This window comes from Eubacterium sp. An3 (genome assembly GCF_002159465.1).
Classification (GTDB): domain Bacteria; phylum Bacillota; class Clostridia; order Lachnospirales; family Lachnospiraceae; genus Anaerobutyricum; species Anaerobutyricum stercoris.
The window spans coordinates 173,879-198,238 of record NZ_NFIR01000003.1 but is presented as its reverse complement, the minus strand read 5'-3'; the positions used below and the strand labels follow the sequence as shown (position 1 = coordinate 198,238).

The following is a 24,360-nucleotide window of genomic DNA, read 5'->3' as shown; positions in this document are numbered from 1 at the left end:
AATTTTAAAAAAATATTTTGTTTTGAAAAGCTATATATCTTTGTTGCTTTTTCTCTATAAGGCAGATATAATGAAAATATGGAAAATATTGTCGGAATGCGCTGTATACTTGCAGGGACAATAAAAAGAACAGAGGATGAAAAAAGCGGCAAAACGAAAGGTAAAGTAAAAGGAAGCAATGACAACATCAGCAGTAAGGAGGCAGAGAAGCTATATGAGCCAGAGTTCTACACCTTATGACGATGTCTTTCGGACAATACTGAACGATTGCCGGGAGCTGATTCCTCCTCTTCTCAATGAGATATTCTCAGAGAGTTATATTGGAACTGAGGCAATTTATTTCGGGAAGAATGAGCATCTGATGAACCGACAGCGTGGCGAAGGGGAAAAACGAATTACAGATTCCAGTTTTACGGTGGATAGTGTTCTCATTATCCGATATCATCTGGAATGTCAGAGTAGCGGAGACGCCAGTATCGACAGAAGGATGTTTGAATATGATTCTCAGATTGCGCTGGAAGATAGCGAGGAAAAAGAAGATGGACTGTATCTTCCCTTTCCGAAATCAGCAGTATTGTTTTTAAGACGTACAGCACATACGACAGAGAAAATGCAGATATATATCGAGCAAAACGGCAGAGAATTTTGCATGGAGATACCAATCGTACATATTATAGATTACACGATGGAAGAACTTTTTAACTTTTTCGGAAGAAACTTCTTATCCTGTTGCCATTCCATTTGTTTCGCTATGAGAGCCTTTTTCCAAAAATGGAAGAAGATGAGAGAGAAAGGCAGGCCTTGCGAGATGCCTTTTGCCATATGCGCAGACAGCTGGAAGAGTTAAATCAGCAGGGGAGTATTACAGAATATGTTTGTCGGACAATCCTTGATCTGAGCAGAAAAGTGGCAGACAATCTGTGTATAAAATATGAAAAGGTAAGAGAGGAGGTGCTTGAGGTTTTGGGAGGCGAAATACTGGAATACGAAGCCAAGACTATTCTAAACCAGGGAATAGAGGAAGGCTGGACAAAAGGTCGGACAGAAGCTTATGTAGATTTAGTTCGGGATGGTCTGCTGAGCTTGCAGGAAGCCGCGGCGCGTATACCGATGGAGGAAGCGGAACTGGAACGGCTGCTGAATCTGGAGAAGAAAGGACAGTGTGAGGATAAGGAAGGATAAAATGACTAGGAATGAAAAAAATAAGAATACTCCTTTAACCGCCGGCCAGCGTGAGATCGCCTGGATGGCGGATGCCTATCCCATCCCATTGACAGAGAGCCAGGAGATGAACTGGAATACGTATATTGAGTCGGGCAATGCCAGCGATGAGAAGCTGTTCCGGGACTGGATCAGCCAGGTGCCGGGCAGCCTGTCGCCCAGCCATCTGGTGGTGGCGGCCATACAGTGCATGAGGAATCGGGGATATGACGTCCGGGAGGCGGAGAAATATATTGATGAAGGGCTGAGGGCGGCGAAAGAGAAAGACGGGGTTGCTCTGCAGAGAATCACGGCGCGGATATATCATCTTCTCAATACAGCGCCGAAGGATAAGACATTAGATTATTGGAAATACCATATTTATACGAATTGGGAGGAAATCCGGGCAAACAGTACGTTTCTGGAGATGGGAGACCAGGAGGATAGTATTTCTGTGAAGGAAGGCCAGGAGGCCAGCATCGTCTCGGAGCGAAGCCGGGAGACTGGAATGGATGTTTCCTGGCCATCAGGAAGAGCAGCCGTGGATGTATTCTCTGATGATTATGCTGACCGGATTCGTGCCGGGTGGACGGCGCAGCTCATCGGCGGTGCGCTGGGAACTCAGGTGGAAGGGTATAATACCGATAATATTGAGAAAGTGTACGGAACGATTACATCTTACCTGCGTCCGCCGGAGACGTACAACGATGATATCACCTATGAGATTGCATTTCTTGACAGTTTCCGGGAGCATGGCTATGCGGTCACATCGGAGCAGATTGCGGAAAAATGGCTGGAGCTGATCGCCGACGGGTATTCGGCGGAGGAAGTGGCGCTTCGTAACCTGCGGCTGGGAATCCACCCGCCGGAGAGCGGGACGCATCTTAATTATTACTCGGACTGGATTGGCGTGCAAATGCGGACGATGATTCACGGCATGACAGCGCCGGGCAATCCTGCGCTGGCGGCGGAGCTTGCCGTGCGGGACGGCGTGATTTCCCATTCCAACAGCGGACTGCTGGGTGGAATCTTTAATGCGATTCTCGTATCCATGGCTTTTGTGCTGCAGGATGTGCGGGAGCTGGTAGTGAGAGCGGTAGACTGCATTCCGTATGACAGCGAATTCTACCAGGTTCTGATTTTCGCGTTGCGGCAGTGCAGGGAGAAGGACAACTGGAGGGAGGCATGGCGGCAGTGCGAGAAAAAATATGAAGACTATAACTGGATTCATGTGTATCCCAACGCAGCCGCGGAGATTATCGCGCTCTGGTACGGCAACGGAGATTTTGACAGGACAGCCACCATCATCTGTATGGAAGGCAAGGATGCGGACTGCACAGCCGCGCCGGTGCTCAATATCCTGGGAGTTATGTATGGGACGAAGATTCTGACTCCGAAGTGGACGGAGCCGCTGGGAAAGACCGTACACACTATTATGCGGAAATACCGAAAGATATCCCTGCAGACGCTCTGCCAGGAGACCGTGGAGAGCGTGCGGCGGGCACGGAAGCATTTGCTTTTCCCTCAAACTTCCCCTTGCAATGCCCTGTGCCATTTGCTATAATGACTTATTGGCTGTGAGCCGCATAGAAAGCGGCTCTCAAGGGATTTTCATTTATATTTAGGAGGAAAAGCGATGCATTGGTCTGAGAAGATTGCAAAAGATATCATTAAAAGGTCTCCGGACAAAGAAGAGTACGTATGCGCGGCGGGAATCAGTCCGTCGGGTTCCATTCACATTGGTAATTTCAGAGATATAGCTACCAGCTATTTTGTATATAAAGCACTTTTGAAACAGGGAAAAAAGGCGAGACTGTTATTTTCCTGGGATGAGTTTGACCGTTTGAGAAAGGTTCCGGTAAATGTAAAAGAAATCGCGCCGGAGCTGGAGGAAGATATCGGCAAGCCTTACGTGGACGTGAAGGATCCGTATGGCTGCTGCAGTTCCTATGCGGAACATTTTGAGAAAGAATTTGAGCGGTCTTTAGCCCGCTTTGGCATCAAGGTAGACGCCAGAAGACAGAGTGAGAATTACAGAAGCGGCAAATACGCCAAATATGTGGTTCAGGCTATCCAGAAGAGAAAAGAGATTTTTGATATTCTGGACAAGTTCCGTCAGCAGGAGGCTACTCCGGAAGAGAGAGAAGCCTACTATCCGGTGAGCATTTACTGTCCGGTCTGCGGCAAGGATGATACGACGATCACTTCCTCTTCCGAGGACGGCGTGACCTGCGAGTACACCTGTAAATGCGGTCACAGCGGACACTGGGATTTCAGCAAGGATTTCAACTGCAAGCTGGCGTGGAAGATTGACTGGCCGATGCGCTGGATGGTGGAAGGCGTTGATTTTGAGCCGGGCGGAAAAGATCATGCAAGTCCGGGCGGAAGCTATGACACCAGCAAGATTATCGCCAAGAAGATATTCGGCATCAATGCGCCGATGTTCAAAGGATATGAGTTTATCGGAATCAAAGGTACCACAGGAAAGATGTCCGGTTCCACCGGTCTTAACCTGACACCGGAGACACTGCTTAAGATTTATCAGCCGGAAGTGATTCTGTGGCTTTACTCCAAGTCTGAGCCGAACAAAGCATTTGATTTCTGTTTTGACGATGAGATTCTTCGTCAGTATTTTGAGTTTGATAAGATGCTCAAAACGTATCAGGCAGGAAAAGGCAAGAACTTTGATTATATCGAAGGTATCATGCATAACTGCCTGATTGAAGGAAGAACCGTTCATCCGGTACCGATGCAGCAGATTGTGAACTTTGGTTCCGTGGTTGACTTCAATGCGGACATGCTGGAGACAGTCTTTGAGAAGATCGGAACTCCATATAAGAAGGAAGAGTTTGCAGAGCGTCTGGAGCTGGCAAAATACTGGCTGGAGAAGTGCGCGCCTCAGAACATGAATACCCTGCTCGGATACAGGAACTGGGATTACTATAACCAGTTAAATGAGGTGGAGAAGAAGGAAATCGCCCTGCTTCATGATTATATTCAAAAGGGTGAATATGACCTTGACGCGCTGAATACATTTATTTATACCATTCCGAGGGAAGCAGATCCGAACTTTGATGAGGAAAATAAGAAGGCGGCACAGGCTAACTTCTTTAAGAACACATATAATCTGATGATTGGTAAGGCAGCAGGCCCGAGACTTTATCTGTTCCTCTACGCTGTGGAGCCGGAGAGATATCTCTCCCTTCTGGACTTCTCCACACCGCAGACCGAGGAGGAGAAAGAGCTGGCAGCGGCAGCTAAAGCTGAGGCAGAGAGAATTGCAGCAGAAGAAGCGGCAGCAGCCAAGGCAGCTGCAGAAGAAGAGGCGAGAAGAGCAGCCATCGATCCGGTAAAACCGCAGATTACCATCGATGATTTTGACAAGATGGATATGCGTGTCTGCAAAGTTACAGCCTGCGAGATTGTGAAAAATGCGGAGAAGCTTTTAAAAATCACACTCTTTGACGGACTGGGAGAGAGAATCATCGTCTCATCCATCCGTGACGAGTATACACCGGAAGAGCTGATCGGCAGAAAGATCATTGTTCTGGCTAACCTGAAACCGGCGAAGTTTGCCGGCGTGAAGAGTAACGGAATGTTGCTGGCGGCTACTCACGATGACTGCGGCTGCAAGCTGATCTTTGTGGATGACAGTGTTCCGGAGGGAACAGCAATTCATTAATCTATACAGATAGCGACAGATAGGATATAATGGGCGCATGGGCGACAGAAAATGTTGTCCGTGCGCCTTTGTGCGTGTTGATGGCAGATTTTAAGAAAGGAAGATATACATATGAAAACACTGATTTTTGATTTGGGAATGGTTCTGGTACATTTTCGCTGGAGAGAGTTTCTGACAGATATGGGTTATGAGGGAGAGAAGAAAGAAGGTCTGGCGAAGGCCATGTTCCAGAATCCACTGTGGCAGGAGTTTGACCGGGGAGTCATGGGCGACGCCAATGTCATCGCGGAGATGAAAAAAGAGTCCCCTCAGTATGAGGAGGATATCGACCGTATCTGGCAGAAGGAGAATTTCTGTAATGTGTGTCATCCTTTTGCCTATTCAGAGGAGCTGCTGCGGACACTCCATGAGATGGGATATAAGATTTATATTTTATCTAATTATGGGGAGACGCTGCTGGGGCTGAACCGGGAAAAGTATACATTTTTAAATTATGCCGATGGCGGCATATTTTCTTATGAGGTGAAACAGATGAAGCCGGACGATGTGATCTATCAGACTCTCATTGAAAGGTGCGGTATTGAACCGGAAAATGCCGTCTTTTTTGATGATCTGGAGGCAAACTGTGAGGGCGCCCGCCGGGCAGGCATCACAGCGGTACAGGTGACCGACGGACTGGCGTCGATTCTGAAGGGGTTGAAGGAGGAATGTGACATCCGTCTGCCGGAGATGGAAAAATATCTGTAAGCGCCGTGAAGCAGTTTTTATTCTGAATGGCTGTGAGAATTAACCGCTTGCCGAATAAACGGATTTTTTGTATACTGAAACAAAAAACAAGTAATGAAACGGAACAGAACAGGAGACGATAATACGATGGGGCACAGGATTCACAGTGTTGCATACAGAGACCCGCAGACCATATTGATTGTAGATGACGATGAGATCAACCGGGGGATTCTTGACAATATTTTTGCAGATGACTATCAGGTGGAGGAAGCAGAGAACGGCAGAATCGGGCTGGAAAAGATTCTGGATACACCGGAGAAATACTGCGCGGTACTTCTTGATGTTATGATGCCGGAAATGGACGGCCTGGAGACGCTGCGACATTTGAAGCATGAGGAGCTTCTGGACGAAATTCCGGTCTTTCTCATCACTGCGGAAGCTAATGATGCTGTGATGAAAGAGGCATATCGGATGGGAGTTATGGATGTGATCAGTAAACCGGTGATTCCCTATGTTGTAATGCGGCGGATCAATTCTGTTGTGGAACTGTTTCGGGCTCGCCGAAGCTTGTCCAATCAGGTTATGGCGCAGCAGTCGGAGCTTCTGAGACAGGCAGAACAGATTATCCGGCTTAATAGGGGAATGATTGAAGGACTTGCCACAGCCATAGAGTTTCGCAGCGCAGAATCGGGAGATCATGTCCGGCGTATTCATGATATCACGCGATATATGCTCAAATATACCGAATGGGGAGAAGGAATGGAGGATTATGATATTGAGCAGATCGCGCAGGCGTCCATCATGCATGATATCGGGAAGATCGCTATTCCTGACGCAGTCCTGAACAAACCGGGCCGGCTGACGCCGGAGGAATTTGAGATTATGAAAACACACACTGTTCAGGGAGAACAGCTTCTGGAAAAAATACCGGAACTAAAAGAAAATCTTGCTTATGAGTACGCCAAGGATATTGCGCGGCATCATCATGAAAGATGGGATGGCAGAGGGTATCCGGATGGTCTTAAAGGCGATGAGATTTCGCCGTGGGCGCAGATTGTCTCTCTGGCTGATGTGTATGACGCTTTGAGCTGCAAACGTATTTATAAGGATGCATTTCCCAGAGAGAAGGTGGTGGAGATGATCCGGGACGGTTCCTGCGGGGTGTTTAATCCCCGCCTGCTGGATGCGTTTTTTTCGGTGGAAGATGAAATTGCGAAAATGTATGACGCCAATGGCAAAGAAGATGCAAAATAAAATACGGAAGCCGGTGCGGCGATATATTTCCGTAGGAGTGTAAGTTGTCCGCATGATGGCTTTATGGGAAAAAGGAGAGGATAAGAGATGGATACTTTACGAAAAGAAACTCTGACAGCGGCTGGGATTGATGTGGATAACGCTCTGGAGCGGTTTATGGGTAAGGATGATTTTCTGGAACGAATGCTGAAGAAATTCGCAGCGGATGTGAATTATCAAAGACTTGTGGAAGCGGTGGAGAGGCAGGATGCAGAGGCGGCGCTGCAGGCTTCACACACGATGAAGGGAATGTGCGGTAATCTCTCCATCATGGAACTGTCAGAGCTTTTTACCCGTCAGGTGGAGCTCTTTCGAGAAGAGAAGCCTGCAGACGCTTTTGCTATGATGCCTGAGATCAGCCGGTTGTATGAGAAAGTAAAAGAAGCGATCGGTGCGCCGGAGGCGTAACAGATGAATGGGGAGAGGGTATGAATACATTAAAAAATAAGATACACGGGGGCAGAACGGCAGCATTAAATAAAAAAATTATCCGTTTCCTGTGGGTCAGTTTTGTCTGTCTGCTGATACTTTGCGTCAGTGTGTTTTTGCTCATTAATCGGTTTATGATAAGACAGAATACCGATACTCTGAATCAAGTGGTGGATACTTATATGAAAGGAATGAGCGCACAGCTTCAACAGCATTTTCAGACACTGGTGAATCTTCGCCTGGGTCAGGTGGAAGGCATTGTGCGGGTGGTACGGCCGGATAGTGAGACGCAGCTGGATGAGGAAGAACGGGTAAAACTGGAAATGCGGGGGAGAGCGCAGGGATTCAGCTATCTTTCGATTTACAGTACCGAGGGGGAAGCAGAAGTTATTTACGGAGACGATTTGACCATAGAGGATGAAAGTGACTTTCTGGAAGCGATGAATAGTAGTGAAAAGATGGTTACTATCGGGGAGACGAACGATGGTGAAATGATACTTCTTTACGGCATTTCAGTGGGTTACCCTGACGGTAAGGGCTACGCTATGTCCAATGGGCGGACATGTACAGCTCTGCTGGCGGGGGTACCTGTCAGTAATCTCAGCAAGGCGTTGGCTTTGGAAGAGAACAATAGTTTGATTTATACGCATATTATCCGTTATGACGGTACATTTATTGTGAAGAACTCAAATTTGAAAGAAGACAACTGCTATGAATGGCTTCGGAAATGTGGATATGAAGATGGCGTCGAAGATATTGACGATATAGTGGAGCGAATGAAGCAGACGGTCATGGAACAGAAAGAATGCAGTATACTGACCTCCATTTTTAATGAACGGCAGCATGTGTATTGTGTCCCAATGCCAAATACGGAATGGAGCATGGTGACGGTCATGCCCCACAGTATTCTTGATGAGGCTCTTGCCGATCTGGGCAGTCAGCGTATCTGGACTTCGCTGGCCGGATGCGGGATTCTGGTACTGGCGACGCTTCTTGTATTTGCTATGTATTTCCGGCTTTCATTAAAGCAGATGTCAGAGCTGGACAAAGTCAGAAAGGAAGCGGAACATGCCAGTCAGGCGAAGAGTGAATTTCTGGCAAATATGAGTCATGATATCCGCACGCCGATGAACGCCATCGTGGGGATGACTGCCATTGCCACCACAAATATTGATAAGCCGGAGCAGGTTAAAGACTGCCTGCGAAAAATTACTCTTTCCAGCAGACATCTGCTGGGACTGATTAATGATGTTCTTGATATGTCAAAGATTGAGAGCGGGAAGCTGACGCTGAATAAAGAACGAACTTCTCTCCGTGAAGTTATGGAAAGTATTGTAGGCATCGTACAGCCGCAGACCCGTGCCAGACGGCAGCAATTTGATATTCTGGTACAGAATGTGGAGGAGGAAGTGGTCTGCTGCGATGGTGTCCGTCTGAATCAGGTACTGATCAATCTTTTGTCCAATGCATTGAAATTTACGCCGGCCGGAGGCAGGATTGAGGTTACTGTCTCACAGGAGGCGTCTCCGAAAGGAGCGAACTATGTACGGACTCATTTTTGGGTCAGAGATACCGGAATGGGAATGTCAGAGGAATTTCAGAAACATATTTTTGAATCTTTTGCCCGGGAAGACAGTAAGAGAGTGCACCGAACAGAGGGAAGCGGCCTGGGAATGGCGATAACAAAATATATTGTAGATGCCATGCAAGGTGAGATTCAGGTGAAGAGTGAGTTGAACCGGGGCAGCGAGTTTCATATTATTCTTGATTTGGAGAAAGAGGATCAGCCGGAAGAAAATATGATACTGAAACCGTGGGATGTGCTGGTGGTAGACGATGACGAGCAGCTGTGTATCAGTGCTGCGGAAGCTCTTGAAGAGATCGGACAGAAGGCAGAATGGGTCATGGACGGACCGTCGGCTGTGGAGAAAGCCAGAAAACGTCACGATGAACACCGGGATTACCAGGCAATTCTTCTGGATTGGCAGATGCCGGGTATGGATGGTATCGAGACAGCCAGAAGAATCCGGGAAACGATAGGAGAAGATATTACCATACTGCTGATTTCCGCTTATGACTGGACAGAAATAGAAGAAGACGCAAAAAAGGCAGGCGTTAACGGGTTTATATCAAAACCTTTGTTTAAGTCGACGTTGTATTATGGTCTAGGATATTTTATGGATGACACGGGAGAGACTCCGGAGGCCGCCGAAGATGCTCTTCCTGATTTTGAGGGCCGGAGACTTTTGGTTGCGGAGGATAACGAACTGAACTGGGAGATTGCTGATGAACTGTTGTCATCTTTTGGGTTTATATTAACCTGGGCTGAAAACGGGGAAATATGTGTGGAAAAATTCTGTCAGTCAGAACCGGGATATTATGATGCCATTTTAATGGATCTGCGGATGCCGGTGATGAACGGATATGAAGCTGCGGAGGCAATCCGTTCCTCCGGACGGGAAGACTCGGATATACCGATTGTCGCTATGACGGCGGACGCCTTTTCAGAAGATATCCGGCGCTGCATGGAATATGGAATGAATGCCCATACTGCAAAACCTCTGGATATGCGGGAGATACTGCGTATTCTTCATCAGCTGCTATAAACGGACAGATTTGAGAGACTGGGAGAGAATAATATGAAAAATAAGCAAAAAAAACGGAGGAAAGGCTGGAAGTATTATTGGCAGCGAAACAGGTTTTATATGATAACTCTTCTGGCGTTTTTGATCTTATCTTTTGCCAGCCTGCACATTTTGCAGAATAGTCTGCTGGAAAATGCTCAGCGCACAGGCGCTTCGCTGGCGAGGAGTTTTTCTGTGGAGGAAGAGCGAAGCCTTTCGTCTTATGAAGCGCTCATTCGAATGGGAGCAGGCAGTCTTGAGCGGATGGTTCAGGAAACATCCAACACTGAGGAACTGCAGAAATGGATCAATGGTTTTTTTGAAGATATTCAGAATGTGACCAGCGGTACGGTAGATCCTTACGCCGTTCTCAATGGTACGTTTACCGGAAAAGGAGAATGGGCACAGGGACAGGATTACGATTATGCGTCCACAGAATGGTATCAGCGTGCCATGGAGGCAGAGGGAAAAGTTATATATACAGATCTCTACGAAGATGCGGTTTATGGCCGGAAAGTAGTCACGATTGCTGTCAAAAGCGGAGAGGATGGCAATGTGCTGGCTTTCGACATTTTTCCGGAAGATTTTCAGGTGACAGATCATCAGATTACTCTGCCGGAAGGAAGTTCTTACTTTCTCTGCGACCGTCAGGGAACCCTTTTGTACGCCAGGACGCAGCTTTCCGTCGGAAGAGAAAAGATGCAGGAATATCTCGATGGCATTATAGAACGTATGGAAAAGGGAAATCTCAGCAGGCAGGATTCTTATATTATTGATCTGGACGGTAAAAAAAGAAATGTATACTATAGTATATCGGAAAATGGCTGGTTTTCTATTGTGACAGTCCCGCGCCGTACGATTCTTGGCAATCTTCGGCGGTTCACTCTTGGTTTTTCTGTCATGTTCCTGCTGTTTTTAGGCTTTTCTGTTTTGGTGAGTATACGTAATTCCCGTCTGAACCGGAGAGTGGAGAGAACCAACGACACGGTACGGGTGCTTGGAAATGCTTATTATGCCATATATCGTCTTGATTATGAAGAGGGAACCTATGAAATGATCAAGGGATCCGACTATATCCGCAAACGTATTCCGAAGAAAGGCGATTATCAGCTTTTTCTCGATGAGGCGGCGGCTATCATTGAAGAGAACGCTTATATGGAATTCAAACAGAGTTTTTCCATAGAAAATGTCAAAAAACTGGTGAAACGCCGGGTTCGGGATTATGGAGGAGATTTTCTTCGGCTGTTTAATGATGAATACCGATGGGTAAATGTACGACTTTTGTTTGATGAGTCTTTGAGTCAGGGTGAAGTGGTCATATGTTTCCGGGAGATTGATGAGGAGAAGCAGGTACAGCTTCACCATATGGCGCTGATGGAAAATGCGCTGGATAAAGCAAGGAAAAACGAAGAATCTCAGAATCGATTCTTTTCCACCATGTCCCATGATATGAGAACGCCGCTCAACGCTATTATCGGTCTGACCGAACTGGCAGAGAAAAGTTCTGGAAATGTGAAACAGACGGCGGAATATCTGACAAAGATTAATACGGCAAGCCACCAGCTGCTGACGCTTATTAACGATTTGCTGGAGATATCCCGTCTGGAACAGGGGAAAATAGATCTGAACAGGGAACCGTTTGATATAAGGGCATGTGTGGAATCCTGTGCAGAGATTTTCCGGGCGCAGGCAGGGAGAGAAAAGAAACAGTTTCATCTTTCTTTTGATCTGCAGAATCCGGTGGTGCTGGGAGATTCCTCCCGTATCACACAGATTCTCAATAATCTGATTTCTAATGCGGTAAAATACAGTGATGAGGGAGATTCGATCACAGTCAGAGTACGTCAGATGGGCAGTCAGAAAATAAAAAAATATCAGTTTATCATTTCAGATACCGGAAGAGGAATGACTCCGGAATTTCTTGATAAACTCTTTGAACCATATGAAAGGGAAGTCCGGTTTGGCGCAAAAGGCATTGCGGGAACCGGTCTGGGCATGCCGATCGTGAAGAGCCTTGTTTCCCAGATGGACGGACAGATTACCGTGGAAAGTCGGCTGGGCGAGGGCAGCACCTTCATGGTAACATTGTCTCTCGAGAGTGTGGAAAAACAGAAATCTGCTGCCGGGAAAGAACGGAGTCAAAAAGAGAAGGAGATCCTGCAGCTGGCCGGCAAACGTATTCTCGTGGCGGAAGATAATGATGTGAATATGGAGATTGCCACGGAAATTCTGGAGATGCACGACATAAAAGTTTCCCAGGCGTGGAATGGCCGTGAGGCAGTGGAGAGTTTCTCGCAGTCACCGGAAGGATATTTTGACGCCATCCTCATGGACATGCAGATGCCGGAGATGGACGGCTGTCAGGCCGCCCGCGCTATCCGCACCATGAACCGTACTGACGCCCGAACGATCCCGATTCTTGCCGTGACAGCCAATGCTTTCGCGGAAGATATCGCTGCGACCACAGAGGCGGGTATGGACGCGCATATCTCAAAACCGATTGACTTCTCGGTGTTGTATCAGACACTGGCGGAGCTGATGGGGAAATAGAGAAGCGTTATGAATTAATTGTCTGTGGTACCCAATTGGTTGATGGTATCTTCCACGTATTCTTTGCACAACTGAATGGCTTCGGCGCACTCGTCCAATTCTTCCCGGGTTAATGTGGTGGAATCTTCTCCGGGATATCTGGTAGAAAAATAGAAGCCGTTCACAGAATTGAGGGATGTTATCAACGTTTTTGACATGGGAAGTTCCATGTTATGGCGCAAAAAATTGCTTAAAACACGCAGATTGTGACTTCTGAGAGCGCGTTCTTTGATGTCGCTCTCGCTGTCATTTTCTGGTTCGGCGTATTCTGCGATCAGATGTTTTAAATATCGTTCGCAGATACTCTGTGCCATGGCGCCCATTTCATTAAAAATCTGACCGTTGTCATAGGCAAACATAAAATATGCGTAAGAATTATCCGCAAAATCTTTATATGTTCTCAGTTCTGCCATAAAATCACCCCGTCTCGTTTGATCTTATTCAAAAAGAAATCATCATTTTTTGAAAACATTTCATCAGATACAATTTTTAAGTCCACATCTATGGGAATCTGTATATTTAATTCGGCTTTGATGTGGAGAATATCTTTAGTCGAAGGAATTTCTTTCACTACGACCAGTAAATCTATATCGCTTTCGTAACGTGACTGACTTCGGGCGCAGCTTCCGAATAAAATGATTTTCTGCAGGGAAAATCCGGTTTCCTTAATGATGGCGATACAGTTTTTAATGGCTTGGAGCTGTCTTGCCGATACCTGGCAGGATCTGTTTATGCCCTGCAGGCTCTCTTTTTTCATTTTATGATATAAAAGCATTGTTCTCACATCCCCGTCATAATTGTGTGTTCTGATATAAATTGCAGGTACTGTTTCTCTGTATGAGAAAGAGAGATTCGTCATGATAACAGTATACCATACACAAGAAAAAATGTATCACAAATATCAAAGTTCGTGTATAATGAAATAATGTTAAGGATGTGAGATATACTAGTGTACTGTATCAATCTGCGGAAAGTGAATGATGCGGCATACGAAAAAGAACAACGGAGAATAATAATGAAAAGATTAGTATTAGCAGAGAAACCTTCTGTGGCAAGAGATATCGCCCGGGTTTTGGGCTGCAAAAAACAGACAAAGAATTATATAGAGGGCGATAAATACGTGGTCACCTGGGGGCTTGGGCATCTGGTGACGCTGGCGGACCCGGAGGGCTACGACAAGAAGCTTAAGACCTGGCGGATGGAAGACCTGCCGATGATGCCGGAGCATCTGAAGCTGGTGGTGATTCCTCAGACCAGAGGACAGTTTCAGGCGGTGAAGAGCCAGATGGAACGCAAAGATATCTCTGAGGTGATCATCGCCACCGATGCCGGTCGGGAGGGTGAGCTGGTGGCGCGGTGGATTCTGGTGAAAGCCGGCTGCAAGAAACCGCTCAGGCGGCTGTGGATTTCCTCGGTGACAGATAAGGCCATCCGGGAGGGATTCGCTCATCTGAAAGATGCAAAGGAATACGATAATCTTTACCGGGCGGCAGTAGCAAGGGCGGAGTCCGACTGGCTGGTGGGTATCAATGCCACCCGGGCGCTGACCTGCAAATATAATGCGCAGCTTTCCTGTGGCCGGGTGCAGACTCCGACCCTTGCCATGATCGCGGCCAGAGAGGAAGAGATCCGGCATTTTGTGCCGAAGCCGTATTATGGTCTGCAGGCCCGGTGGAAGGGCGTTACATTTACATGGAAGGAAAAAGGCAGCAACAGCTCCTCTGTTTTCTCAAAAGAGTCGAGAGATAAAGCCTATGACCGGGCGAAGAACAGCGATGGAAAGGTGATTTCCGTCAAAAAGACAAAGAAGAGTTCCCATCTTGACGGTTTGTATGACCTGACAACTCTGCAGAGGGAGGCCAACCAGCGTTTCGGATTCTCTGCCAAGCAGACGCTGAATCTGATGCAGAGCCTTTATGAGCATCACAAGGTGCTGACTTATCCGAGAACCGATTCCCGGTATCTGACCACCGATGTGGCGGAGACGCTTCGGGAGCGGGTGTCGGCGGTGGCCGTGGGCCCGTACCGGACCTACGCCAATACCATTCTCAAAGGAAAAATCAAGACCGGACCGTCTTTTGTCAATAACAAAAAGGTGTCCGACCACCACGCCATCATCCCGACAGAACAGCCGGTGATTCTGGCGCAGCTCTCAGTGGATGAACGGAAGATTTTTGATCTGGTGGCGCGGCGTTTTTTGGCAGTGCTGTATCCGGCTTATGAATATGAACAGACGGCGGTGACCGTGGACTGCGGCGGAGAGACGTTTGAGGTGAAAGGAAATGTACCGCTTCGCATGGGATATAAGGAAGTGCTCACGGATCAGGACGGCGAAGAAGAAGCCGTGCTTCCGGCGTGGACGGAAGGCGAGCGGCTGGGCAGCCCGGCCCTGAAACAGACCGAGGGCAAGACCAAGCCTCCGGCAAGATTTACCGAAGGTACGCTCCTGCAGGCCATGGAGAATCCGGTGAAATATATGCAGAGCAAGGATAAAAACGCGGCGAAGACTTTGCAGGAGACCGGCGGTCTCGGCACCGTCGCCACCCGGGCGGACATTATCGATAAACTGTTCCGTTCCTTCCTCATTGAGAAAAAGGAAAATGAAATCCACATGACGGGCAAAGCAAAACAGCTTCTTAATCTGGTACCGGAGGATCTGAAGAAACCGGAGCTTACGGCTCAGTGGGAGATGAAGCTGTCTAATATAGCGGCAGGAAAAATGAGGCAGAATACATTTATGAAGGAGATCCGTTCCTACGCAACAGAGCTTACGGAAGAGATCAAAGGCGGCGAGGGCACCTTCCGCCACGACAACCTGACTAACAAGCACTGTCCTCAGTGCGGCAAGCGGCTGCTGGCTGTCAATGGCAAACAGGGTAAGATGCTCGTCTGCCAGGACAGAGAGTGTGGATATAAAGAGCGGGTTTCCCGTCTCACCAACGCACGGTGTCCGGTGTGTCATAAAAAGATGGAGCTCATCGGCCAGAAAGACAATCAGAAATTTGTCTGCGTCTGCGGTCATAAAGAGTCTATGAAAGCATTCGAGGAGAGACGGAAACGGGAAGGAGCAGGCGTGTCGAAAAAGGATGTCCAGAATTATATGAAGAAAATGAAAAAAGAAGAAAAACAGCCGGTCAACAATGCGCTGGCGGACGCCCTTGCCAACATAAAACTGTGTCTGCTGCTGGCATTTGGAATCCTTTCGCTTATGACGGTGCGCACGGAAGCGGCGGGTACGGCAGAAACAGCGGTCAGTGGGAGCAGCGCATCTGTCTCTGCTGCAGCGCAGAAGATAAATGACGACGGACAGCAGGTTGCCCGCGCGTTTCCAACGGATATGGACGTACAGCCGTTGATTGCCCACTCCATCAATTACGGTACAGTAAATGTATATGCTGATTCTGCCCTGACACAGCAGATCGGGCAGGTGGATGGCGGCGGCCTGCGCCTCACTGCCTACCGGGCGGAGGGCGCCGCCCTGTATGGAGACTATGTCAGCGGAGACACTCAGGGCAGCGGATGGTTTTCCGTCGATACCTTTGTGGAAAATCCGGACTACGAGCCGGTTTACGCCACAACCAGGGACGCCATGTATGCCTATACTGACAGCAGTTTTGATCAGGTGCGCGGCACCATCAAAAAATATACAGGAATCATTGTGGTGAGCCGGGAAGGAAATAACCGGCAGGTGATTTACGAGACCAGCGACGGTTATGAGATGGGCTGGATGACAGGCGATGCGTTTTCTAATTGTCTGCTTTATGACGGACGGGAGAAACAGGCTCTCTCGGACGGTACTTATCTGTTCCAATGCGGTTATGCGGATGATGCCGACGGCGGCGCGGCCCTCGAAAGCCAGACCGGACTTGCTGCTTATGACAGCTATACGCTGGAACTTACCTACGTTTCCGATAACGATTATTTTATAAAAAATACAGCGACGGGAGAATACTTGTCTGTGGAGCGGACAGCATCCGGGAGCGACGCGGCGGCTTCCGGCCAGGCGACTACTTCCGATGCAGCTTCTTCCGGCGATAATGCTTCCTGGACGCCAGTCTGGACAGATGAGCCGGATGAGGAATATGGCCTGTTTCATTTTAACCGGAATACAGGTTCCTTTGCCATTCAGAGTACGGCCTTCCGCCTGTTTCTGGCACAAAATGAACAGAGAGAATTAATCTTGCTTGAAAACCGTCAGAGCGATGCCAGTCATTGGAGAGTCAGCACTGTGGAAAAAACGCTGAACCGGGCGCAGCCGATGGTATTTACTCAGTATGATCCGCAGTGGTGCGGGACTCCATATGGGGGAGGCGGAAGTATGGGAACGGCCGGCTGTGGTGTGCTGGCTGCCGTCAATGCGGTTTACGCACTGTCCGGTCAGTATATGGATGTGATGGAGCTGGCAGATTATGCGGTGGAGAAGAATTACCGGATTGTGGGCAGTGGTACAGATGACGGAATCTTTAAAGCGGCGTGCCAGAAATTTGGCAGAAAATATAATTTTGCCTGGGACGGCAAAAGTGGAAGTATTGATATGCTGAAAGAAAAACTGCAGGCCGGTGATGTGGCCATCGTTCATGTGGAGGGACACTATGTGGTCATCGGCGCTTACAGTAAAAAGAGAGATAAATATCTTCTGCTGGATTCCAATTATCTGCCGAAGCGGGCGACCAGCGCCTTTGGCGACTGGATTTCCGTGGACCGGCTTCTTTCCGGCAGTCTTGAAGTGCAGAGTTTTTATTTCTACAAGCTGCGGGATGCAGCCGGCAGCGCAACATCATAGAAAAGAGGAAATGCATGAATAAAATAGAAGAGCTGCGGCGGGTGCTGCAGCGAATTGACCATAAAAGTTATGGAATGTATAAAAGTCTGGCAGGCGCTTACGACTGCGGAAAGTACGTGCTGTACATTGACCATGTGCAGGGAGATCCTTTCGCTTCTCCGTCCCGCCTGCGGTTTGAAATCAGGAAGAACAATCATGGTTTTCCGGAGGAATACTGGCAGGACAAGCACCGGAGACTGGCACTGGAGGATCAGGTACTCCGGCGGTTCAACGGATTTTTGAGGAAAATGGATAGGGGAAACATGGGGTCTGGCAAAAGCGGGAGAATTACAACCTGCCGCACCGGACAAAAAGTGTTGGAGAGGATTGCCGTAGTTTTCTCGGAAAATAAGATGGAACTTCGGTTTGAGATGGGATTTCCGGCCAGAGGCAGGAGTATCCTTGCTGATGAGATGATAAAACTTCTTTTTGATACGTTGCCAAAGCTGGCAGAGGGATGTTTGTTTTATAATAAATGGGACGCCAAAAGCCGGCAGAGACTGCAGGATGCGGTTTTTCTGGCGGATGACCAGAAGGCGCTGCGGGAAGAGCTGGAGAAAAGAAAGCTGGCTGCCTTTGTGGCAGACGGAGCCATCCTTCCCCGGGAGAGCGGCATTTCTGACCTGCCCATGAAGGGGGCGGTGGCATTTCAGTCGCCGGAGACGCTGCGGACGCAGATTCGTCTCCCACATAAAGGCGTGATTACCGGCATGGGGATACCGGAAGGTATCACCGTCATTGTGGGCGGCGGTTACCACGGAAAGTCCACTTTACTGAAGGCGCTGGAGCAGGGCGTTTATAATCACATTGCCGGAGACGGCAGAGAGTACGTTCTGGCCCGGGACTATGCCATGAAAATCCGGGCGGAGGACGGCAGAAGCGTTCTTCACACGGATATTTCCATGTTTATCAATCATCTGCCAAACGGGCAGGATACTACGGATTTTTCTACGGAAAACGCCAGCGGAAGCACATCGCAGGCGGCCAATCTGGTGGAGGCGCTGGAAGCCGGATCCCGGTTGATGCTTCTGGATGAAGATACATCCGCCACTAATTTTATGATACGGGACAAGGTGATGGCGCGTCTGGTGTCCGATGACCGGGAGCCGATCACGACGCTGCTGCGGCACATACGTTCACTTTATGAGCGTCACGGTGTTTCCTTTGTGATTGTGGTGGGGAGCTCCGGTGATTACCTGTCTGTGGCTGATCATGTGCTGCAGATGGATCGCTATGAGGTCAAGGATGTGACGGAGGCGGCCGGAATCATATGCCGGGAGGAGTGGATTGAAGGACAGTATCCGGCGGGCAGCCTGGATTTTCCGGATTTTACCAGAGCATTGAAGCCGGCGGGGGCCGGACGGATGAAAATGAAAGCCATGGGAACCGATACGGTGATGATTGACCGGGATATGGTGGATGTGCGGTATCTGGAACAGCTGGCAGACGACGGACAGACGGTGGGGCTTGCCTATCTGATGGGATGGATTCTGGCAAACCAGCGGCAGAAAACCGCCATTACCAGCCTTCTTGACGACATGTACCGCCAGATAGAAAAGAAAGGATTACAGACTTTTATTCCACCAAATTATTCCTGTGGACATCCGGTTCTTCCAAGAAAGCAGGAATTGTTTGCCTGTCTGAACCGTTACCGGAAGGCAAAGATCGTCCGGGAGTGACAGAAGCTTTGCCGTGACGGAAAATGGTCAGGTGGAGCCAGCAGCAGCCACGTCGGTACAAAGCGAGTGTTCAGGCTGAGCAATAACAGCAAATAATTTAGATATTAATTCAGGGAGGGTTATGAGAATGAAAACAACAGCAGTAAGAATTCACGGAGTCAGAGATCTGAGAATGGATACCTTTGAATTGCCTGAAATACGGGAAGATGAGATTCTGGCGCGAATTGTGACGGACAGTCTCTGTCTGTCCACTTACAAGGTGGCGCAGAAAGGTTCTGCTCATAAGAAGCTGCCGGAGAATCTGGAAGAGAATCCGGTGATCATGGGACATGAGTTCTGCGGCGTTATCGAGAAGGTGGGAGAAAAATGGAAAGATAAATACCAGCCGGGAGATAAGTTTGTGGCACAGCCTAATCTGGGGAGAGCCGATACATTTTCTCTGGGATATTCCTTCCCGTATGTAGGCGGAGAATCCACCTATAGTGTCATTATGAATGAAGCCATTGAGAAGGGATGCCTTCTGCCATACAAGGGAGATACTTTCTTTGAGGGGGCCATGGCGGAGCCGCTGTCCTGTGTGATCGCCGGATTCAAGGCAAACTTCCATCTGCGTGACAGGAATGATTATGATTATGTGATGGGAATCAGGGAAGGCGGCAATATGGCTATCATCGGCGGAACAGGCCCGATGGGATCTCTCGCCATTGACCTGGCTGTTCACGGAGAACGCCGGCCGGGCCTTTTGGTGGTGGCAGGAAGAAATGAGGAGAAGCTGAACCGTCTGAGAAAGCTTTATCCTGAGGAAGAAGCCGGGAAAAACGGTGTTCGTCTCGTGTACTATAATACCAGCGGGCAGGAGGATTTCAGCCCGGCCATGCGTCAGTATACCGATGGCAAAGGTTTTGACGATGTGTTTGTGATGGTGGCTGACGAAAAGGTGGTCAACCAGAGCGAAAAGCTGCTGGGCTGGGACGGATGTCTGAATTTCTTTGCGGGACCGATCGACGCGGGCTTTACTGCGCCGGTGAATTTCTACAATATTCATTATAATGCGACTCATTATGTCGGAACCAGCGGGAGCAACACTCAGGATATGATCGATGCGGTGAAACTTATTGAAAACAAAACGGTCAGCGTAGGTAAGATCGCTACCCATGTGATGGGTCTGGACGCTGTCTGCGACACGGTTCTTCAGCTGCCGTCCATTCCGGGAGGTAAGAAAATCTGCTATTCCGGCAAGTCTTATCCGCTGACCGCTGTGGACGCCTTTGGAGAAAAATGTGGACAGTTTGAGAAAGAACTGGCTGCAATTATGGATAAAAACGGCGGCGTATGGAGTTTGGAAGCGGAGAGATATTTCCTGGAGAATGCAACCGATATTCAATAGAAATGTGACAATAAAGGGTCAATATATGTAGTTTTTGTGAAGAATGTTGAGTTTTCCGAAACAAAATGATAAAGTAGAAGAAATTTTTGTATGCATTGCCGTATAATAATAAAATTACGGCTTTGAAACTGGATGACAGAGGTCAGGATATTCTGACAAAAAGATTTTTAATAAGGAGTTTAATTTATGAGAAAGTTTATATCAGCAGCGATACTTGCGGCGGCTCTTCTGGCGCTTGGCGGCTGCGGTAATTCCAAAGACAATGCCTCGGAGGTGACCACAGCGGCGGAGAGCCAGACCGGACAATCACAGACCATCAATATTGATGCGGGTGAATATGTGAAGCTGGGTGAATATAAAGGTCTCACCGTAGAGAGAACGCCGGTGGAAGTGACAGATGAGGAAGTTGAAGAACAGGTTCAGCTTCTGGCGGAGGATTATGCGGAATATAAAGAGATTACCGACAGAGATACCGTGCAGGAAAATGATTATGTCAATATGGACTATACCTGCACCATCGATGGAACTGCCAGCGAAGATTATTCCGAGACTGATGTGGACACGCAGATTGGAGCTCAGGAATACAGTGTTGATGGAGCGTTTGATCTGGACAAAGAGCTGACAGGAGCTAAAGTTGGCGATACCGTCACAATTAACTTTACATTCCCGGATGATTATGATGATACAGAAGTGGCAGGAAAAGACTGCGTAATGGAAGTGAAAGTGAACTCCATTGAAGAAGAAGTGCTTCCGGAGATTACCGATGAATTCATCAGTGAAAATACAGACTGCAAAACTGTAGACGAATACAGGGAACAGACCAGGCAGGAGCTGGAAGATTCCTATAACAGCGAGGCGGAGCAGGCGGTGCAGGATGACCTCTGGAATATGATCGTGGAAAACTGTACGCAGCTGAAAGATTTCCCGCAGGACATCATTGATCAGGAAGTAGCTAATCTGACAGCGGAAAATGAAGAATGGGCAGGATATTTCGGTATGGAGGTCGAAGATTTTATTGAGGAATACTATGGCCTGTCTCTGGAAGATTACGCCCAGGAGACACTGATGAACCAGTGCGTTCAGGATCTTCTTGTGGAAGCGGAAGGGCTGACAGTGACAGATGAAGAATATCAGGCTGAGATACAGACTTATATTGACGATTATGGCTACGAAGACGAGGAAGAGATTATGGAGTACTATACAGAAGAAGAGATTCGTTCCGATCTGTTATACAGTAAGTTGATGACGAACCTGCTCAACTATACCAACGTAGTGGAGAGCACCGCATCCTCTGATACCGCAGCCGAGACGGATACGGCGGCGGAATAGGCAGATTTGTTTGAGAAAATATAAAAAATCAGATAAAATATAGAAAAAAAGTTGAAAAACAAAGGAATTAGTTGTAAAATAGTAATAACAAAATAAACGTACAGGACGGAGCGTATTAGAGAACCTGCCAGACATAGAAAAAGAAGCACGAGTGTGCTTCGCCGTGTCGGGCGGGTTCTTTTTTTAGAAAGGAGAAGGTGATGAAAAAAAAGTTTTATTTTGGAACAAATACAAAAATGTATAAAACGATCAAAGATACGAGAGCTTTTGTGTCAGAACTTCAGGAATTGACAAAAGATATCAGCAGAGATGATATTACTCTTTTTGTGATTCCATCATATACGACGTTGAAGGATGCCAATGAATTAAAAAATGAGGATCTTCTGATGATAGGTGCTCAGAATATGGGCTGGGAAGAACAAGGACAGTTTACCGGAGAAATTTCTCCGTTGATGCTGCAGGAGATTGGAACAGATTTGATTATGGTCGGACATTCAGAGCGCAGACATGTCCTCGGCGAGACAGATGAACAGGAAAATAAAAAAGTGATCTGTGCGCTTAACCATAATTTTACCACGTTGCTCTGTGTAGGAGAAACGGAAGAACAGAAAGAATATGGGATTTCTGAGGAGATTATTCGTATTCAGTTAAAAAAAGGACTTTACGGCGTGACGAAAGAAATGCTGGATAAATTATGGATTGCTTACGAGCCGGTATGGGCCATCGGCGTAAACGGGAAGCCGGCCACTAAAGAGTATGCGGAGCAGATACATATTGTAATTCGGGAGACTCTTGTGGAGTTATTCGGAGAAGAAGCAGGGGAACAGATCCCGATTCTGTATGGAGGAAGTGTCAACAGAGAAAATGCAGTGCCGTTAAGCCGCATGGAACATATTGACGGCCTGTTTATCGGGCGTTCTGCATGGCAGGCAGATAATTTCAATGCCATTATCCGGGATGTTCTTGGACTTTAAAAATGAGCGAATGCCGAATTATAAAAAACGCACAATTTGAGAAAGAAAAAGATAAATTTTTTGTACATAATTATATTTTATTCTTGAATTTTCATGATGCATGAGATAGAATAATTATAATATGTAGCAAAACAACAATAGGAAAGGGCATAATATATGGCAAAAATAGGAGTTGTGATTGTATCCCACAGCGAATACATAGCAAATGGACTGAAAGATCTGGTCAACGAAATGAATGATGGTTCCGTGCCGGTGATTGCGGCGGGAGGAGCGGACGGCGGGAGAATTGGCACCAGTGCTATCCGGATTCAGAATGCCATAGAATCTTTAGAAGACTGCGAACATATTCTCATTTATGCGGATCTGGGAAGTTCCGTCTTAAGTGCGGAGACAGCGATAGATATTGTTGATGAAGATCTCGCTGAGAAGGTACAGATTGTGGACGCTCCAATTGTGGAGGGATCTCTGGCAGGAGTGGTGCAGGCAACCATTTCTGATGATGTGGAGGAGGTTATCCGTGTATCGGAAGATGCAAGGAATACACATAAGGTATAATAAAACAAAGCTTAAATTATGAGGAGGTAATTTATCATGGCCAAAATTAAAAGATTATTTAATGATCCTTACGATGTTGTAGAAGAGATGATTGAGGGATATGTGAGTGCACATAAAGAGTATGTAAAGATGTGTGATCTGGACGAAGCCCAGGGAAGAGTAGTGCTGGCAAAGGATGCCGGAACGAAGGATAAAGTCGGCGTTATTATCGGCGGCGGTTCCGGACATGAGCCTCTGTTTATCGGATATGTGGGAGAGGACTTTGCTGATGGTGTTGTTATTGGTAATATCAATACATCTCCTTCACCGGATCCATGTTATGCAGCTGCAAAGGCTTGTGATAACGGCAAAGGATGTATCTATTTATACGGCAACTACGCAGGAGATGTTATGAACTTTGATATGGGTGCTGAAAAAGCCGATGAAGAAGATGACATCAGAGTAGAAACTGTGCTGGTTACCGATGATGTGGTATCCTCCGATAATATTGCCGACAGACGTGGTATCGCAGGAGACTTCTTTGTATTTAAGGTTGCAGGAGCAAAAGCAGCGACAGGTGCAGATTTGGATGAAGTCGTTGCAGCAGCAGAGAAAGCCAATGCCAATACACGTTCCATGGGCGTTGCAATGTCTTCCGCTACACTGCCATCCAAAGGCGGCCCGATCTTTGAAATGGAAGACGGCGACATGGAAATCGGAATGGGAATTCACGGAGAGCCGGGTGTAAGAAGAGGAAAGATCGATACGGCAGATAAAGTCATTGATGAGATCATGGATCCGATCTTAAAAGATCTTCCGTTCGTAGAGGGTGATGAAGTTTACGTACTGGTAAATAGCCTTGGCGCTACTCCGCTGATCGACCTTCATATCTGCTACCGGAGAGTGGCACAGATTCTTGAAGAAAAAGGAATCAAAGTATATAAAGCACTGGTTGGACCGTTTGCATGTTCCATGGATATGGCAGGAATGTCTGTAACCTTGATGAAACTTGACGACGAGTTAAAAGAGTTGATGGATGCTCCTTGTGATACTCCATACTTTACTCAGAAATAATAACAGAATAAAAGGCGA

At 47.6% G+C, this 24,360-nt stretch carries 17 protein-coding genes and 1 pseudogene; 16 read left to right on the top strand and 2 right to left on the bottom strand.

All coding sequences use genetic code 11. From position 1 onward, the window contains the following. The first annotated feature begins 214 nt into the window (after positions 1–214). The 9 genes from B5F87_RS05205 (at position 215) to B5F87_RS05165 (ending at position 12,504) form a co-directional block, all read left to right on the top strand. Positions 215–847 (top strand): hypothetical protein, encoded by a 633-nt coding sequence (locus B5F87_RS05205; protein ID WP_087277826.1) that lies wholly within the window; start codon positions 215–217, stop codon positions 845–847. Positions 848–963: 116 nt separating this feature from the next. After that, entirely contained in the window at positions 964–1,182 is a 219-nt protein-coding gene (locus B5F87_RS20650; protein ID WP_143405198.1) for a hypothetical protein, read from the top strand. 1 nt (position 1,183) lies between these two features. Next, on the top strand, positions 1,184–2,764 hold the full coding sequence (locus B5F87_RS05195) for an ADP-ribosylglycohydrolase family protein (protein ID WP_087277819.1): 1,581 nt from the start codon (positions 1,184–1,186) through the stop codon (positions 2,762–2,764). A 72-nt stretch (positions 2,765–2,836) separates the two neighbouring features. After that, complete coding sequence (lysS, locus tag B5F87_RS05190; protein WP_087277816.1) at positions 2,837–4,882, top strand: lysine--tRNA ligase; 2,046 nt, start codon at positions 2,837–2,839, stop codon at positions 4,880–4,882. 111 nt (positions 4,883–4,993) lie between these two features. Further along, positions 4,994–5,629 carry an HAD family phosphatase gene (locus B5F87_RS05185; RefSeq protein ID WP_087277814.1) on the top strand — a complete coding sequence of 212 codons (636 nt, stop codon included), beginning with the start codon at positions 4,994–4,996 and terminating at the stop codon, positions 5,627–5,629. A 126-nt stretch (positions 5,630–5,755) separates the two neighbouring features. After that, positions 5,756–6,862 (top strand): HD domain-containing phosphohydrolase, encoded by a 1,107-nt coding sequence (locus tag B5F87_RS05180; protein ID WP_087277813.1) that lies wholly within the window; start codon positions 5,756–5,758, stop codon positions 6,860–6,862. An 87-nt stretch (positions 6,863–6,949) separates the two neighbouring features. Beyond that, on the top strand, positions 6,950–7,309 hold the full coding sequence (locus B5F87_RS05175; protein WP_087277809.1) for an Hpt domain-containing protein: 360 nt from the start codon (positions 6,950–6,952) through the stop codon (positions 7,307–7,309). A 20-nt stretch (positions 7,310–7,329) separates the two neighbouring features. Further along, a complete protein-coding gene (locus tag B5F87_RS05170; RefSeq protein WP_087277806.1) occupies positions 7,330–9,936 on the top strand; it encodes a response regulator in 2,607 nt (868 codons plus the stop codon). 33 nt (positions 9,937–9,969) lie between these two features. Next, positions 9,970–12,504 (top strand): hybrid sensor histidine kinase/response regulator, encoded by a 2,535-nt coding sequence (locus B5F87_RS05165; RefSeq protein ID WP_087277802.1) that lies wholly within the window; start codon positions 9,970–9,972, stop codon positions 12,502–12,504. Positions 12,505–12,518: 14 nt separating this feature from the next. Here the strand turns inward: B5F87_RS05165 and B5F87_RS05160 are convergent, their stop codons facing one another. Continuing rightward, positions 12,519–12,956 carry a HEPN domain-containing protein gene (locus tag B5F87_RS05160; RefSeq protein ID WP_087277799.1) on the bottom strand — a complete coding sequence of 146 codons (438 nt, stop codon included), beginning with the start codon at positions 12,954–12,956 and terminating at the stop codon, positions 12,519–12,521. Continuing rightward, the gene (locus B5F87_RS05155; RefSeq protein ID WP_158096963.1) at positions 12,944–13,318 is read right to left on the bottom strand and encodes a nucleotidyltransferase domain-containing protein; all 375 of its coding nucleotides are present in this window, start codon (positions 13,316–13,318) and stop codon (positions 12,944–12,946) included. The genes B5F87_RS05160 and B5F87_RS05155 overlap by 13 nt, the downstream gene beginning before the upstream one ends. 240 nt (positions 13,319–13,558) lie before the next feature. On the opposite strand from B5F87_RS05155, the pseudogene B5F87_RS05150 reads away from it, so the two are divergent. The 7 genes and pseudogenes from B5F87_RS05150 to B5F87_RS05120 form a co-directional block, all read left to right on the top strand. Next, a pseudogene (locus tag B5F87_RS05150) lies at positions 13,559–15,718 on the top strand (DNA topoisomerase III); the annotation flags it as partial. A gap of 1,622 nt (positions 15,719–17,340) precedes the next feature. Then, complete coding sequence (locus B5F87_RS05145) at positions 17,341–19,044, top strand: ABC-ATPase domain-containing protein (RefSeq protein WP_087277793.1); 1,704 nt, start codon at positions 17,341–17,343, stop codon at positions 19,042–19,044. 127 nt (positions 19,045–19,171) lie between these two features. Then, on the top strand, positions 19,172–20,431 hold the full coding sequence (locus tag B5F87_RS05140) for a zinc-binding dehydrogenase (protein WP_087277790.1): 1,260 nt from the start codon (positions 19,172–19,174) through the stop codon (positions 20,429–20,431). A gap of 186 nt (positions 20,432–20,617) precedes the next feature. Next, the gene (gene tig, locus B5F87_RS05135) at positions 20,618–21,760 is read left to right on the top strand and encodes a trigger factor (protein WP_087277787.1); all 1,143 of its coding nucleotides are present in this window, start codon (positions 20,618–20,620) and stop codon (positions 21,758–21,760) included. A 200-nt stretch (positions 21,761–21,960) separates the two neighbouring features. Continuing rightward, positions 21,961–22,734 (top strand): triose-phosphate isomerase, encoded by a 774-nt coding sequence (tpiA, locus tag B5F87_RS05130; RefSeq protein ID WP_087277785.1) that lies wholly within the window; start codon positions 21,961–21,963, stop codon positions 22,732–22,734. A 156-nt stretch (positions 22,735–22,890) separates the two neighbouring features. Further along, entirely contained in the window at positions 22,891–23,289 is a 399-nt protein-coding gene (gene dhaM / locus B5F87_RS05125; RefSeq protein ID WP_087277783.1) for a dihydroxyacetone kinase phosphoryl donor subunit DhaM, read from the top strand. 45 nt (positions 23,290–23,334) lie between these two features. Beyond that, positions 23,335–24,342, top strand: a complete 1,008-nt coding sequence (locus tag B5F87_RS05120) for a dihydroxyacetone kinase subunit DhaK (protein WP_087278011.1) — start codon at positions 23,335–23,337, stop codon at positions 24,340–24,342. The last annotated feature ends 18 nt before the right edge of the window (positions 24,343–24,360 follow it).

Excerpts from the sequence above, each read along its gene's own strand:
- B5F87_RS05205 (WP_087277826.1), top strand. The coding sequence starts at position 215 with ATGAGCCAGAGTTCTACACCTTATGACGATGTCTTTCGGACAATACTG.
- B5F87_RS05195 (WP_087277819.1), top strand. The coding sequence starts at position 1,184 with ATGACTAGGAATGAAAAAAATAAGAATACTCCTTTAACCGCCGGCCAG.
- lysS (WP_087277816.1), top strand. The coding sequence starts at position 2,837 with ATGCATTGGTCTGAGAAGATTGCAAAAGATATCATTAAAAGGTCTCCG.
- B5F87_RS05185 (WP_087277814.1), top strand. The coding sequence starts at position 4,994 with ATGAAAACACTGATTTTTGATTTGGGAATGGTTCTGGTACATTTTCGC.
- B5F87_RS05180 (WP_087277813.1), top strand. The coding sequence starts at position 5,756 with ATGGGGCACAGGATTCACAGTGTTGCATACAGAGACCCGCAGACCATA.
- B5F87_RS05175 (WP_087277809.1), top strand. The coding sequence starts at position 6,950 with ATGGATACTTTACGAAAAGAAACTCTGACAGCGGCTGGGATTGATGTG.
- B5F87_RS05170 (WP_087277806.1), top strand. The coding sequence starts at position 7,330 with ATGAATACATTAAAAAATAAGATACACGGGGGCAGAACGGCAGCATTA.
- B5F87_RS05165 (WP_087277802.1), top strand. The coding sequence starts at position 9,970 with ATGAAAAATAAGCAAAAAAAACGGAGGAAAGGCTGGAAGTATTATTGG.
- B5F87_RS05160 (WP_087277799.1), bottom strand. The coding sequence starts at position 12,956 with ATGGCAGAACTGAGAACATATAAAGATTTTGCGGATAATTCTTACGCA.
- B5F87_RS05155 (WP_158096963.1), bottom strand. The coding sequence starts at position 13,318 with ATGCTTTTATATCATAAAATGAAAAAAGAGAGCCTGCAGGGCATAAAC.
- B5F87_RS05145 (WP_087277793.1), top strand. The coding sequence starts at position 17,341 with ATGAATAAAATAGAAGAGCTGCGGCGGGTGCTGCAGCGAATTGACCAT.
- B5F87_RS05140 (WP_087277790.1), top strand. The coding sequence starts at position 19,172 with ATGAAAACAACAGCAGTAAGAATTCACGGAGTCAGAGATCTGAGAATG.
- tig (WP_087277787.1), top strand. The coding sequence starts at position 20,618 with ATGAGAAAGTTTATATCAGCAGCGATACTTGCGGCGGCTCTTCTGGCG.
- tpiA (WP_087277785.1), top strand. The coding sequence starts at position 21,961 with ATGAAAAAAAAGTTTTATTTTGGAACAAATACAAAAATGTATAAAACG.
- dhaM (WP_087277783.1), top strand. The coding sequence starts at position 22,891 with ATGGCAAAAATAGGAGTTGTGATTGTATCCCACAGCGAATACATAGCA.